This is a genomic window from Tateyamaria omphalii (genome assembly GCF_001969365.1).
Lineage (GTDB): Bacteria > Pseudomonadota > Alphaproteobacteria > Rhodobacterales > Rhodobacteraceae > Tateyamaria > Tateyamaria omphalii_A.
The window spans coordinates 1,810,456-1,824,830 of the sequence record NZ_CP019312.1; the positions used below are offsets into that span (position 1 = coordinate 1,810,456).

Annotated in this window: 13 protein-coding genes and 1 riboswitch; of the genes, 2 read left to right on the plus strand and 11 right to left on the minus strand. The window is 62.5% G+C overall.

Going from position 1 to position 14,375, the window contains the following annotated elements; genetic code table 11:
* Positions 1-22: 22 nt before the first annotated feature.
* The 7 genes from BWR18_RS09020 to BWR18_RS09050 all read right to left on the minus strand — a co-directional run bounded on the left by BWR18_RS09020 (position 23) and on the right by BWR18_RS09050 (position 7,074).
* On the minus strand, positions 23-802 hold the full coding sequence (locus BWR18_RS09020) for a gamma-glutamyl-gamma-aminobutyrate hydrolase family protein (protein ID WP_076630217.1): 780 nt from the start codon (positions 800-802) through the stop codon (positions 23-25).
* Between the two features lie 111 nt (positions 803-913).
* On the minus strand, positions 914-1,339 hold the full coding sequence (locus BWR18_RS09025) for a GlcG/HbpS family heme-binding protein (protein WP_076627663.1): 426 nt from the start codon (positions 1,337-1,339) through the stop codon (positions 914-916).
* Positions 1,340-1,446: 107 nt separating this feature from the next.
* Positions 1,447-3,672 carry a malate synthase G gene (locus tag BWR18_RS09030; RefSeq protein WP_076627664.1) on the minus strand — a complete coding sequence of 742 codons (2,226 nt, stop codon included), beginning with the start codon at positions 3,670-3,672 and terminating at the stop codon, positions 1,447-1,449.
* Between the two features lie 169 nt (positions 3,673-3,841).
* A complete protein-coding gene (locus tag BWR18_RS09035) occupies positions 3,842-4,924 on the minus strand; it encodes a FecCD family ABC transporter permease (RefSeq protein ID WP_254684958.1) in 1,083 nt (360 codons plus the stop codon).
* A complete protein-coding gene (locus BWR18_RS09040; RefSeq protein ID WP_076627666.1) occupies positions 4,905-5,840 on the minus strand; it encodes an ABC transporter substrate-binding protein in 936 nt (311 codons plus the stop codon). Before BWR18_RS09040 ends, BWR18_RS09035 begins: the two co-directional genes overlap by 20 nt.
* A complete protein-coding gene (locus BWR18_RS09045) occupies positions 5,837-6,640 on the minus strand; it encodes an ABC transporter ATP-binding protein (RefSeq protein ID WP_076627667.1) in 804 nt (267 codons plus the stop codon). The genes BWR18_RS09040 and BWR18_RS09045 overlap by 4 nt, the downstream gene beginning before the upstream one ends.
* Entirely contained in the window at positions 6,637-7,074 is a 438-nt protein-coding gene (locus tag BWR18_RS09050; protein WP_254684959.1) for a DUF1636 family protein, read from the minus strand. The genes BWR18_RS09045 and BWR18_RS09050 overlap by 4 nt, the downstream gene beginning before the upstream one ends.
* A gap of 80 nt (positions 7,075-7,154) precedes the next feature.
* Positions 7,155-7,368, minus strand: a riboswitch (cobalamin riboswitch).
* Between the two features lie 217 nt (positions 7,369-7,585).
* Here BWR18_RS09050 and BWR18_RS09055 point away from each other — a divergent pair.
* Positions 7,586-8,326 carry an FkbM family methyltransferase gene (locus tag BWR18_RS09055; RefSeq protein WP_076627668.1) on the plus strand — a complete coding sequence of 247 codons (741 nt, stop codon included), beginning with the start codon at positions 7,586-7,588 and terminating at the stop codon, positions 8,324-8,326.
* Positions 8,327-8,335: 9 nt separating this feature from the next.
* Here BWR18_RS09055 and BWR18_RS09060 read toward each other — a convergent pair whose 3' ends face one another.
* The 4 genes from BWR18_RS09060 to BWR18_RS09075 all read right to left on the minus strand — a co-directional run bounded on the left by BWR18_RS09060 (position 8,336) and on the right by BWR18_RS09075 (position 11,671).
* Positions 8,336-9,145 (minus strand): glycosyltransferase, encoded by an 810-nt coding sequence (locus BWR18_RS09060; protein WP_076627669.1) that lies wholly within the window; start codon positions 9,143-9,145, stop codon positions 8,336-8,338.
* Positions 9,146-9,557: 412 nt separating this feature from the next.
* Positions 9,558-9,710, minus strand: coding sequence for a DUF2256 domain-containing protein (locus BWR18_RS09065; protein ID WP_172839369.1), 153 nt, complete (start codon positions 9,708-9,710; stop codon positions 9,558-9,560).
* Positions 9,710-11,230 (minus strand): FAD-binding domain-containing protein, encoded by a 1,521-nt coding sequence (locus BWR18_RS09070; RefSeq protein WP_076627670.1) that lies wholly within the window; start codon positions 11,228-11,230, stop codon positions 9,710-9,712. Before BWR18_RS09070 ends, BWR18_RS09065 begins: the two co-directional genes overlap by 1 nt.
* 63 nt (positions 11,231-11,293) lie before the next feature.
* Positions 11,294-11,671: a GFA family protein gene (locus BWR18_RS09075; RefSeq protein ID WP_076627671.1), complete on the minus strand. Its 378-nt coding sequence runs from the start codon at positions 11,669-11,671 to the stop codon at positions 11,294-11,296.
* Positions 11,672-11,826: 155 nt separating this feature from the next.
* Here BWR18_RS09075 and pepN point away from each other — a divergent pair, with 155 nt between their 5' ends.
* Positions 11,827-14,370: an aminopeptidase N gene (gene pepN, locus BWR18_RS09080; protein ID WP_076627672.1), complete on the plus strand. Its 2,544-nt coding sequence runs from the start codon at positions 11,827-11,829 to the stop codon at positions 14,368-14,370.
* Positions 14,371-14,375: the final 5 nt, after the last annotated feature.

The window sequence follows — 14,375 nt, forward strand, 5'->3', positions numbered from 1 at the left end:
GCCCGTCCTGGTTAACGCCCGCTTAAGCCGACCGCAGCACCGGCCTGGCTCGACCACCATCGGCCCAATCACGACAGGCCGCGCCAAACGCCTCGAAGAGCGGGCGCGAGACGGGATCGCATTTCGCGTTCCATTCCGGGTGCCACTGAACCGACAGGGTAAAGCCCGGTGCGCCGTCGATATAAATCGCTTCGGCCGTGCCATCCGGGGCATGCCCATCCACGACGACACGTGGTCCCGGATGCTTGATCCCCTGCCCGTGCAACGTGTTGGTCGGCACGCTCTGACGGCCCATCAACTGGTGAAACACGCCGTTCTCGGAAAAGGTCACATCGTGGCGCAAGGCGAACTTTTCCTCCAACGTGCCTTCGGGCGGCATGCGGTGATTGTCGCGGCCCGGCAGATCGCGGATTTCGGGGTAGAGCGAGCCGCCCATAGCCACGTTCACCTCCTGAAACCCGCGACAAATGCCCAGGATCGGCTGGCCCCGTTCCACGCAGGCGCGGATCAGGGGCAGCGTGATGGCGTCGCGGTTGCGGTCAAAATCACCATGCGCCTCGGTCGGGTCTTCCCCGTATTCCTCCGGGTGCACATTGGCGCGACCACCGGTGAACACAAAGCCCGCGCAATGCTCCAGCAGGTCCGACACCCGCACACTGCCCGGCTCTGACGGGATCATCATGGGCACCCCTTCGGCCACATCCGCCACGGCAGAGATGTTGATCAGGCCGGTGGCCTGCACCTCGTAGGTTTCGTGGATAACGTGGTGGTTTGAAATGATGCCAATGATGGGACGGGCCATATGGTCCTCTGCGCCGTTGCGTTTCACAGGATATACGCCACGCAGGCGCGCCCAGACCAGAGGAACGGGCGCGCAAGGACCTGTGCAAAAAGCCGCAGGTCGGGATTGTGCCTAAATTTCCGCCGTCAGAGCCGCGGCCTCGATACCGGCCATGGCGGCGGCGGCATCATTGTCCGACGTGTCACCGGTCACGCCCACGGCACCAATGACGGCGCCCTTCTTGTCGCGCACCAGCACACCACCCGGCACTGGCACAACCTGCCCGCCATAAACCCCGTTCACCGCGGTCATGAAATAGGCCTGCTGTTCGGCCCGCGCCATCTGCGCCGTGCCCGCCATCCCCAGCATGACCGCGCCATAGGCCTTGCCCTGCGCAATCGCAAAACGGCCAGGTGCTGCCCCGTCCTCGCGCTCACACGCCTGCACATGCCCGCCCGCATCCAGAACCACGACGGTCAACGGCTTCAACTCCATCTCCCGCCCCTTGTCCAACGCCTTGCGAATGATGGTCCGTGCCTTGCGCAACGAAATCGCCATGTGTTTTTCCTTTGATCAGAGCGCCAGCCCGCCCACTTCATTGTTCCCAAAAAATGCCGGGGAGCGCGAGGGGCTGGCCCCTCGTTCCCGCACTCTCAAACCGCCGCTCAGGCGGCTTTGAACTCCAACCGCCGCGCATGCAGCACCGGCTCGGTATAGCCGGAGGGTTGCGCACGCCCTTGCAACACCAACTCGCAGGCGGCCCGAAACGCCACGCCATCAAATCCCGGCGCCATGGAGATGTAGTCTGCATCCCCCGCGTTCTGACGGTCCACGACCGCGGCCATCTTCTTCATCGCCGCCATCACTTGATCCTCACTCACCACGCCATGATGCAACCAATTGGCCATGGCCTGCGCCGAAATCCGGCAAGTCGCGCGGTCCTCCATCAGACCGACATCGTTGATATCAGGCACCTTCGAACAGCCGACACCCGCATCGACCCAGCGCACCACGTAGCCGAGGATCCCCTGCGCATTGTTCTCCAACTCCCGCGTGATCTCCGCATCGGAAAAATTGCGCCCCACGGCGACCGGAATGCTGAGCAGGTCTTCGAGCGTGCCGCGCGCACCCCCGGCCTTCAAAACATCCTGCCGGGCCAGCACATCGACTTTATGATAGTGCGTGGCATGCAGCGTCGCGGCGGTAGGCGACGGCACCCAGGCGCAGGTGGCGCCCGATTGCGGATGGCCGATCTTGGCCTCCAGCATCTCCGCCATGCGGTCAGGCATCGCCCACATCCCCTTGCCGATCTGCGCGCGCCCCTTCAGCCCGCAGGCCAGACCAATATCCACGTTGCGATCCTCATAGGAGCCAATCCACGCCGCCCCCTTCATCTCGCCCTTGGGCACCATCGGCCCGGCTTCCATCGAGGTATGAATTTCATCCCCCGTCCGATCCAGGAAACCAGTGTTGATAAAGGCGACACGCGCCTTCGCCGCCCGGATACACTCTTTCAGGTTGGCGCTCGTCCGCCGCTCCTCGTCCATGATGCCCAGCTTGACGGTGTTGGCGGGCAGGCCCAACACCTTCTCAACACGGGTAAAGATCTCGTCGGCAAAGGCGACCTCCTCTGGCCCGTGCATTTTGGGCTTCACGACGTAAACCGACCCGCAGACCGAATTGCGCAGGCCCTCGGACTTCCTCAGATCGTGCATGGCAATCAGGGTGGTGATCATGGCATCCATAAGCCCCTCGCCGACCTCGTGGCCGTCCCGGTCATGGATGGCCGGGTTGGTCATCAGATGCCCCACATTGCGGATCAACATAAGACTGCGGCCCTTCAGGGTCAGCGCAGACCCATCAGGCGCGGTATAGCTGCGGTCGCCAGCCATGCGGCGCGTGATCACCTTGACGCCCTTTTCAAAACGTTCCTCCAGATCGCCGGTCATCAGGCCCAGCCAGTTGCCATAGGCCAGCACCTTGTCCTCGGCATCCACGGCCGCCACGCTGTCCTCGCAATCCATGATGGTCGACAACGCCGCCTCAAGATGAATGGCCGCGACACCCGCAGGGTCCGACCCGCCAATCTCGTGCTCACGGTCAACGACGATCTCGATGCCCAGCCCGTTATGAAGCAGCATGTAGCGGACCACCCCATCCGCCTCTGCATGACCGGCAAAAGCCGCCGGATCAGCAAAGGGCACCCGGTGATATACAGTGGGCACCGTGCCACTGGGGCTATCGGTCTTGTTCACGCCTTCAGCCGCGCGCGAATCGCTGCCGTTCAGCATTAGGCCCCAAAGCTGGCCCTCGGCAACCTCGTACCCCACCAGCATCTTGTGGCTGCCCGACATCAGCGGGACGGTGTCATCCAGAAACGACTTCGCCCAGTCGATCACCCGCGCCCCGCGCGCGGGATCATAGCCACCCGCTTTGGGCAAATCGCCCAGCGCATCCGTACCGTAAAGCGCATCGTAAAGGTTCCCCCACCGCGCGTTCGCGGCATTCAGCGCAAAACGCGCGTTCATGATCGGCACCACGAGCTGCGCACCGGGGGTGCTGGCAATCTCGGGATCCACGTTGGCCGTCTCGATCTCGAAATCCGGGCCGTCGGGCACGAGATAACCGATCTCTTCCAGAAAGGCGCGATAGGCAACCGGATCATGTTGCCCGCTGCGATGCGCAACATGCCACGCGTCAATCTTGGCCTGCATGTCCTCGCGCTGTGCCAGCAAATCCCGGTTCTTCGGTCCCAGATCGTGCACCAGCGCCGAAAACCCCGCCCAGAAGTCCGCCGACGGGACGCCGGTGCCCGGCAGGGCCTCGGTCTCGATGAACTGCGCAAGGGTGTCGGCGACCTTCAGATCGCTGCGGTCTACATAAGAGGTCATTGGGCTCTCCGGGGTCTTGGAAACGGATGTTTCGGCAAGGCTTAGAGAATATGTTTCCTATCGTAAACATTATTGGTCAAAGAATTTTACCAAAGCGCGCAGACGATCAAAAACACGCCAGAACGAGCCGCTGAAACAGGCCGGAAAAGCCGCAAAACCGCCGTCGCTGTCAGGCCGCACGCTTGCGCGCCAAAAGCCAGATGAACCCGATGCCGCCCACCAGCCCGGTCACAATGCCAATCGGCATATCCTCAGGCGCCATGACAGTCCGTGCCACGATGTCGGCCCACAACAGCAGGATGGCACCGACAAGCGCAGAGCCCGGCAGAACCCGCCGGTAATCCCCGCCGACAATCATGCGCACCACATGCGGCACCATAAGCCCGACAAAGCCGATGATCCCGGAAAAGGCGACCATCACACCAGTGACCAGCGCCCCCACGACAAAAACGACCAACCGAAACCGCGCCACGGGAATGCCCAGGGTCGACGCGGTTTCGTCCCCCACTGTCATCGCGTTCAGCGCACCCGCACGCGACACCAGCCACGCCCCACAGCCCACCAAAATCACCAGCGGATAGATCAGCTGGTCCCACTGCGCGAGGCCAAGCCCCCCCAGCATCCAGAACACCACCGTGTGCGTGGCGCGCGGATCGCCCAGAAAGATCAGCACATTGGCCGCCGCCATCACGATGAAAGATACCGCAACGCCTGCTAGAACCAGCCGGTCGGCGCTCGTGGCATCGGCAAAGCGCGACACCGCCAGCACGATGGCCGTCGCTCCCAAGGCGCCCAGAAACGCCAGCAGCGGCACGGTCAAAAGCCCCAGAAACAGCCCCGTGTGCAACAGCGCCAGGATCGCGCCAAAGGCGCCGCCTGACGAGATGCCCAACAGATGCGGATCGGCCAGCGGATTCCGGGTCACGGCTTGCAGGCTGGCCCCGACAAGAGCCAGCCCGGCCCCGACCATCATCGCCAGCAGCGCACGGGGAAAGCGGATGTTCCAGACGATGGCCTCCCGCCCCGCCGACCACGTCTGTTCGACCAGCCCCGGCGCAATACGGTTCAGGAACACACCCCAGACGGTGCCCGCGGGCACCGCCACCGCGCCCACTGAAATCGCGACGGACAGCGACACCAGCAACAGCGCAAAACCCGACAGCACCAGACCGGCTGTGCGGCCGATGCGCCGCCGTGTCGTGACCGGATGATGCGCGTCCGCCGTCATCGCCTCACTCGCCCCAAAAGGCATTGGCGAGGGTCTTGATCGCCTTGATGTTGCGGGGGCCCGGTGTCGCCTCGACATATTCCAGCGTCACGAAGCGGTCGTTCCTGACCGCATCCATTGCGGCGAAGGCGGGGTTCGAGCGCATGAAGTCGCGCTTCTGCTCCGCCGTCACTTCGCCGTAGTTCACGATGACGATGACCTCCGGGTCGCGCTCCACCACCTCTTCCCATGTCACGGTGGCCCAGCTTTTGTCGAAGTCATCCATGACGTTCACGCCGCCCGCCGCCTCAATCAACGCCGTCGGCATGGCATAACGCCCAGCGGTAAAAGGCGCGTCCTCGCCACTGTCATAGACAAAGACACGCAGCGGCTCACCGGTGTCCAAACCTTCCGTGAATGACGCAAGCTCCGCCCGATAGCCGTCAACCAACTCCGTCGCCCGGTCCTCGACATCGAAGATACGGCCAAGATTCAAAAGGTCGGCATACATGTCCTCGATGCTGGCCTTGTCCTTCTCCATGATGTGGATGCAGCTTTCGGTCAACTCATAGACCTGGATGCCAAAGGGCTCCAACGTCTCCGGCGTCACATCGCCTCCCACCTTCATGCCGTAGTTCCAGCCGGCAAAGAAGAAATCGGCATCCGCCCCGACAAGAACCTCTTTCGACGGATACTTCGCAGACAACTCCGGCAATTCCTCCACGCCGTCGCGCATCTCCTCGTTCAGCGTCTTCCAGCCGGAAATGCCGGTGTACCCCACCATCCTGTCAGCGAGACCCAAGACAAGCATCATCTCCGTCAGATTCACGTCATTGGAAATCGCCCGCTCGGGCGGCGCATCAAAGGTGACTGACCGGTCGCAGCTTTGCACGGTGACGTCAGCAGCGGCGACAACACCCGTGCAGATCAGGGCGACAGAACCGGAAAGGAGGAGCTTCATTGCGGGTTTCCTTTGTTGGACAGGTGAAAGGTGAGGTGGTCAGTGTTGCTCGGGGCCAGACGCTCGCGCCGGGCATTGACGCGGAACACGCCGGACAAGGCCGCCTCGCTCAACACATCACACGGCGGACCGAAGCCAACGCAGCGGCCCGCATCCAGCAGCAACACGTCATCGCACACACCAGCGGCAAGGTTCAGATCATGCAGCGACGTGACAATGGTCAGCGGCAGGGTGCGGATCAGGTCCAGCACCTCCAACTGGTGGCGGATGTCCAGATGATTGGTCGGCTCGTCCAGGATCAGCAGGCGCGGCTCCTGCGCCAGGGCGCGGGCGACCATGACGCGCTGCCGCTCGCCGCCCGACAAGGTGCCCAGATGCCGGTGCGCCAGGTGGTGCAGGTCCAGCTGGGCCAGTGACGCATGAATGATGTCGCGGTCCCGCGCCCCCGCCGCCCCGCCAAACCCGCGCCGATGCGGCGTGCGGCCCAGCGCCACGATCTCGGCCACCGTCAGGGCAAAGTCGCTGGGATGCTCCTGCAACACCGCCGCCACGCGCCGGGCCACGTCGGTCGCAGACAGGCGCCAGATATCATCGCCGCCGATGCAAACGGTGCCCGTGCGCGGCCTGTGAAACCGGTAGAGCAACCGCAGCAACGTCGTCTTGCCCGCACCATTGGGGCCCACAACACCCAGAACCCGCCCCGCCGCCACCTCAAAACTGGCCGGATGCAACAACGGCGTGCCACCGCGCCGGGGCGCCCACGACAGATCGGTGACAGAAAGGCCCGCGGCAGTGGTCAAGAGGCCCGCGCCTCGGTCTGCTCAATCGCAACAATGGCCGCAGGCACGCGCGCGAGGGTCGTGCTGCGCAGCTTTCCGGGACGGTCCACCGACGAACACCACCCATCATCCAGCTCTGCATACTGCCGGGCAAAGGCCAACAGATCACCAATATCTGTCTCGGGATCAATGTCGCCAAACAGATAGGTCGCCTTGCGCGTCCCGTGATAGGCCACGGTACAGGGTCGGTCACACCCGGCCATGCAGGCAACGCCGGAAATCTCGAACGCATCCGTTACCGCATCGCCTGCATCGGCAATGGCTGTGCGCAAGCGTTCAATCAGCTCATATCCGGGCCGACACTGTGTGCCCGTGTGCGTGCAGGATGTGCAAATTGTTATGCGATGCTCCATCAGAACCTCCGGGTTGGGGGAGGGCTGAAGAAACAGAACCATGCCGTGGCGGTAAGGACCGCTGTGCCATCTTGTGCTCCTGACCAGGCGCCCCGCCTGCATCGAATTGAGTGGCCGACGCACACCATGCGCCGGTGATGGCAGGTCTCCTGACTTGCGGGTCACAGCGTCCCCGAACCTTCCCAGACGATGCGTCCAGTGGTCCGTGCCGGGGTGGCTCACCGCTCACAGTTGCGGGGGCAGTCGCGGACTAGGTGGCGTATCAGCCACCGCACCGCGTTCCCTTTTCATCTTGTTTGCACAAAGCATCCAAGAACCATCACGACGACATGGCCCGAATGTGGAAACCGGGTCAATGCAAAATCGTGCAACACCGGCGCGCCAAAGGCTAAGCTGCACATTTCGCTGCGCATTTTCCCGGCCAATCCGCTGATTTTGCGCACCATCTTTTCTCACGCCGGATACAGGCGCGAAACCAGTTGATCGCATCGCCTTCTGATCACACCCTGAATGCTGTAGGGCAAACCCAAACCCAAGGAGCGCGCGACCGCACATGACACCGGACATCACCCGCATCCAAAAGCGCCTGCGTCTGGGCCGCCCCGTCCAGGCCGAAAACGTGCAGATCACGCATACAAGGTTCCGGGACCGCCGGATCGTCTTCTGCACAAACATGGAAAACGACCCCATCCAGCGCAATCACCGCAAGGGCTCCTTCTACGAACTCTCCGAATTGAAAGAGATCGAGGCCGTGTTCCCCGCAGGCGGCACCTTTGTCGACATCGGGGCCAACGTGGGCAACCACTCACTCTTCGCCGCAGCCTTTCTGAACGCCGCGCGGGTCATACCGGTCGAGCCGAATCCCGCCGCATACCGCCTTCTGATCCAGAACGTCCTGCTGAACGGGCTGGAGGACATCATCGACATCTCCCATCTGGGCATCGGCCTCTCCGACAGCGAAGACAGCGGCTACGCCGTTCAAAAACGGACCCGGAACCTCGGCGCCGCGCGGCTGCAAAAAACCGGCAAGGGCGGACTGACCGTGCTGCCCGCAGATGACGTGCTTAGGGACGAAACGCCCGCCTTCATCAAGATCGACGTCGAAGGCATGGAAATGAAAGTGCTCGCCGGGCTGCAGGGCACCGCAGCGCGCTGCAAGCCGCATTTCATGGTCGAGGTCGATCTTGAAAACGATGACGCATTTCACGCCTGGTGCAAGGCATCTGGCTATGACGTCGCATCCAGCAATCAGCGCTACAAGCAGAACCGGAATTACCTGCTGAAACCCAGCTGACGCTGCGCCTCACTCAGCGGCAAGGGCGGTGGGCGCATGGTCCGCCAGCAAGGCGTTGAGCAGCGGAAACCGGGTCATCACGTCCGCCATGTCTTCGGGCTGCACAAGGTCATCGCCAAACATCGTCCGGCTGTCATTCAGATCGTGAACCGCCCGGATGAAATAGGGCACGTTCCCATAGATCGCCCGCGCCGGATGGCGCTGCGCGATCCGCTTGTGCGCGGTAAAGAACGGGTTGCGCCGCGTGCGCGTCCGGGCCACCAGCATCAGGCCCTGCGTGTTGAACGGCACGGTGCGGTGCAACAACTGGTAGGCGTCATTGTCGAACACCGCCGACAGGCCCTGCGCCTGCGAGACATAGCAATAGTCGTCTTCGGTACGGAACAGCGACCGCATCGCCAGCGCCTCGCGCCGCATCACATCCACGAAATCGCAGGACACCGCATCGTCGTCATCCAGAACAACCTGCGCGGTGTAATCTTCGCTGTTCAACGCATCGTGCTGATATGTGCGAAAGCAGTTTCCGGCCTTCTGTGGCGCACGGAATATCACATGCGCGCGGTGTGACCCCAGCATATCGTTGCAGATCTCGGTCAGGTAGGTCTTGTGGCGGTCCGGCAACCCTTCCGAAGACAAGAGGACCAGTTTGAAATCCTCATCTTGCTGCGATGTGAGGCTGGCCAGCGCGATCTTTTCAAAGAAATAGGCCCGCTTGCTCAGACGCTCCTCGCTGAACAGTCGTGCAGGGTCTCGACTTGCGCGCGAACGCCAGCCCGACTTCCCGAAATACGAATAGCGCATTTGGAACACGACCTGCATGCCCCATTAATAAGTTGTTAACCCTAAGTTGAAAACCGCTCAATTTCTCCATGCACATAATTTGGGAAAAAAGCCGTGGCCGAAACGTGCCTGTGGCAACATTTGGGATATTTGTCCGGCCCTGCGCGCCCGTTGGTCACGCGATTTTCGCCACCTTCAAAAATACCGGCAGACACTCGGTCCGCAAGGGCCCGCACAACTGGCACGAACGTCTACTAGACCTGCCAGCGTGGTAAATCCATGACCGTCTGGCTTCGGTCAGCAGCATGCGTCGCACGTGGTTAAAATCGGGCAAATGCACCGCCCGCCGGGTCAATCCCTTGATCTGGCACGGGTTTCACAGACCCCTAAACATATCGTGCCCGTACCGGACAGCGTGTCCCCGCGGGGACAAATCCCTGTCCCCGCGGGATCAGGCCCGTTTTTTCGCCTCTCTCCGGCACCGATCCGAGCAGTATTTGACCTCATCCCAGACCTTCTCCCACTTCTTGCGCCAGGCGAACGGACGGTCGCAGACCGGGCACATTTTCTCCGGTAAATCCGCCTTTTTCCGCATCCGACCCATCAGAACTCAAACCCCATCTGACGCGTGTCCTTGGCCGCCGGAACTCTCGACTTACGCGGGTTGCGATCATCGACGAAATGTCCCTGTGGATCCTTGCGACTGGCATGCTTGTGAACCACCCGCTTCGCCTCTTCCCGAAACGCCCCGCCCCGGCGCACGGCCCAGACCTTCTCCCGCGCATCGCGGGCGGCCTGCAGGACATCAACCACCGGCGCCGGGTACGTCCTGCCCAGCACCGTATCAGCCCCCTCCCACGCCCAGGGCTCCTGCAGAAACGCGTCCGGAACCGCCGCCAGTTCGGGACACCAGCGGCGCGTAAAAACACCGGTCGGGTCCTGATCCTTACCCTGTTTGACCGGGTTGTAGATCCGCACCGTGTTCATCCCCGTCGTACCCGACTGCATCTGGCTTTGCGGCCAGTGAATGCCCGGCTCGAAATCCGTGAATTGCCGCGCCAGGTGCAGCCCCGTCACCCGCCAGTCGAGCCACAGGTGATACGACGCCACCGCCATCAGCATCGACCGCATCCGAAAGTTCATCCACCCCGTCGCCGCGAGGTAGCGCATGCACGCATCGACAAAGGGCAGCCCCGTCTCGCCCTTCTCCCAAGCCGCCCGCCGTGCCGCATCCGGCACCTTCGGGCGCATGTCTTCATAGGCGGAGTGCAGGCACCGCCGCTCCAAAGCGGGCTCATCCTCCAGCTTCTGCATAAAGTGATCCCGCCAGGCCAGCCGCGCTTGAAAGGACTTGAGCGACCCGCCCCACCCTTCGCGCGTGCCCTTCACCTCGCGCTGCCGCACCGCCGCGGCCTGGCTCGCCTCGCGCCCCGACAGACAGCCAAAGGCAAGATAAGGCGACAGCCGCGAACACGACCATTCACCGGTCACGGGAGAGGACATGTCCTTGCGATAACTCTGCCCCCGCTCAGTCAGAAACGACCCCAGCAACGACAGCGCCATCTGCCGCCCGCCCCGTTGGCGCTCCGGACAATGATCCTTTGCCACGAGGAGTGGCACGTTATCTGACGGCAGCGCAGGGCCGGTCAGCCCCGCGGGGACACCGACCTGAGGCTGGCGCAGAAACGCGTTGCGCTGTTTGGCCCAACCGTCCCGACCATTCAGGCGCCGGACCACGCCGGACTGCGCAAGTTCGGACCAGATAACCCCGCTCGCAGCACTCCACGCAGCCACGTCGACATCGCGGGCGTAGGTCCAGGCATTTCCGGTCTCTTCATGGCTCAGCATGGCATCAAACCCCACGCGGGCCTGGAGGTCTTGCAGCACGTCCACAACAGACCCAACGCGCACCATCAAAGGCACGCCCAGCGCCTCCAGCGCAGCGCGCAGTTCAACCACGGTCTCAAGAACGAAATCAAATTGCCGCCCCGACACGTCAGGCTGCGCCCAATACTCCGGCTCGAACACATAAAGCGGAAGCACGTCGCCCCGCGTCGCGGCGTGCGCCAACGCAGGGTGATCCGTCACCCGTAAATCCCGCTTGAACCATACCACTGTCGTCATGATCAGGCACTTAGAACAGCGCGCGCGCGCGCCAAGGCATTGATACCCGTTGCCGCATATCGCCTAACCATCCGAACGATTTCTGGCGTAGCATTCAGTGTTGGGGAAGTCCGGCAACCACGCTTCGCGCCGACTGGTCCAGAGTTCATAAGTCGGGACAAACCGGTTCGGTTCGTCCAAAGCGCCAAGATGCACTTCGACTTCATCATCGCTGTACGAGACAACCGATCCCCCGCAGCGCGGGCAAAACACGCGCCCCTGATAAGATGCCGTATCACCCTGCAATCGAACGGCCCCGGCAGGGAAAACGGCTGCTGCGAAAAACGCCGCGCCGTGATGCTTGCGGCACGCCATGCAGTGGCAGATGCCAACCCGGTCCGGTTCGCCCGTCACCTCGAACCGCACATCACCACAAAGGCAGCCGCCTGTCAGTTTGCGCATGACCCGTCCCAACCATTTTGACCAAGGTCACGATCCTGCCACGGGCGATTTGCCCAGGCAACCGGCGGCACTGCGCACTTGCGGGCGCAAGTGGCATTGAAGTCCCCCTGCAGCGGACCTACGCTTACATGGTGTCCCAACACGAAAGAGCCCCGATGCGCGACGCTGCCCCCCAGACCATATACCTCAAGGACTACACGCCCTTCGGCTATACCGTCGAAGAGGTGCACCTGACCTTCGACCTGGCACCGTCGGCAACGCGGGTGACATCTCGCATCCGCTTCGCGCCGACCCCGGAGGCTGTGGACAAGACGTTCTTTTTACATGGCGAGAACCTTTCGCTGATCTCAGCCAAGATTGACGGCGAGGCGGTCAAACCGAACCCGACGGATCAGGGGCTGACCTGCGACGTGCCCAACGTGCCTTTCACCTGGGAAGCGGAGGTGCAGATCGACCCCGCCGCGAACACGGCCCTTGAGGGGCTGTACCAATCAAACGGGATGTATTGCACGCAATGCGAGGCCGAAGGGTTTCGCAAGATCACATATTACCCGGACCGGCCCGATGTGATGTCGGTGTTCACTGTGCGGATCAACGGCCCTCATCCGGTTCTGCTGTCGAACGGCAACCCGGTGGCCTCCGGCGACGGCTGGGCCGAATGGCACGATCCCTGGCCCAAGCCTGCCTATCTGTTCGCCCTCGTCGCGGGCGAGTTGGTCGCCCATCGCGATACGTTCGAAACCATGGAGGGGCGTAAGGTGGACCTGGCTCTCCATGTTCGGGCCGGGGACGAGGGCAAATGCGCCTTTGGGATGCAGGCGTTGAAGGATTCGATGAAGTGGGATGAGGATGTCTATGGCCGCGCCTATGATCTGGATGTTTTCAACATCGTCGCGGTCGATGACTTCAACATGGGCGCGATGGAAAACAAGGGGCTGAACATCTTTAACGCCTCTGCCGTGCTGGCATCGCCCGAAACTTCGACCGACAGCAATTTCGAACGGATCGAGGCGATCATCGCGCATGAGTATTTCCACAACTGGACCGGCAACCGGATCACCTGCCGCGACTGGTTTCAGCTGTGCTTGAAAGAGGGGCTGACCGTGTTCCGCGACAGCCAGTTCACGGCCGATATGCGCTCGGAACCGGTCAAACGAATCTCGGACGTCATCGTGCTGCGCGCGCATCAGTTTCCCGAGGATCAGGGGCCCCTCGCCCACCCGGTGCGGCCTGAAAGTTTCCAGGAAATCAATAACTTCTACACCGCCACCGTCTATGAAAAGGGGGCGGAGGTGATCCGGATGCTCAAGACGCTGGTCGGCGATGCGGGGTACAAGACTGCGCTTGATCTGTACTTTGAGCGCCATGACGGCGATGCCGCTACGATCGAGGATTGGCTTGCCGTGTTCGAAGAGGCGACAGGCCGCGATCTGACGCAGTTCAAACGCTGGTATTCCCAGGCGGGCACGCCGCGCGTTGCCGTGTCGGACAGTTTCGAGGATGGCACCTACACCCTGAGCTTTGCGCAGCATACGCCGCCGTCTTCCGCCACGCCCGACCCGCAGGCGCAAGTGATCCCGATTGCCGTTGGGCTTTTGAGTCCTGACGGGGACGAGGTGATGCCGACGCAGATCCTGGAACTGACGCAGGACAGCCAGAGCTTTAGTTTTCCGGGTCTCAGCGCAAAACCCGTGCCGTCGATCCTGCGTGGCTGTTCGGCGCCTGTGGAGTTGGAGCACACGCCCGACAACGCGTTCCTGCTGGCCCACGACACCGATCCCTTCAACCGGTGGGAGGCGGCGCGGAACCTGGCCAAGGCGTCTCTGCTGGGCACCATCACCGGTGGTACGGCCCCGGATGGAGGGTGGCTGGACGGCGTTGCTGGCCTATTGAGCGATGACACGCTCGATCCGGCCTATCGCGGCTATGTCTTTGCAATGCCCGGCCAATCGCAATTGGCGGCGGATCTGCATCAGGCGGGCACGACACCGGACCCCGACGCGATCTGGGCCGCATCAGAGGTGCATCGCAAGGCGTTGGCCGACCGCATGGCGGATGTGTTGCCCGATCTTTATGCCCGCCATCAGGTCGATGCGCCCTATGCGCCCGACGCCGCGCAGGCCGGGCAGCGCGCCTTGGGCAACACGGTTCTATCGTTGCTCAGCCTCCTTGATGGCGGAGATGCAGCGCAGGCGCAGTTCGATGGCGCCACCAACATGACGCAGCAACTGGCGGCCCTCGCATATCTCATCCGCGCCGGGCGCGGGGATGCAGCACTCGCTCAGTTCGAAGCGCAGTGGAAGCATGACCGGCTGGTTATGGACAAGTGGTTCGGCCTGCAAGTGATCGAGGCCGACCCTGATGATGCCGCCGACACCGCCAAGGCGTTGACGCTGCACCCGGATTTCAACTGGAAGAACCCCAACCGCTTTCGTGCGACACTCGGTACTTTCTCAGGTCATCACGCCGGGTTTCACGCCAAGGACGGATCGGGCTACACCCTGCTGGCCGATTGGCTGATCAAGCTCGACCCAGTGAACCCGCAAACGACGGCTCGCATGTGCTCTGCCTTCCAGACCTGGCGCCGCTACGACGCGATCCGCCAGTCCATGATCGGCAAGGAGCTGGAACGCATCGCCGCCGCCCCGAACCTCAGCCGCGACACAACCGAGATGATCACCCGGATCCGGGAAGCCTGATGTTT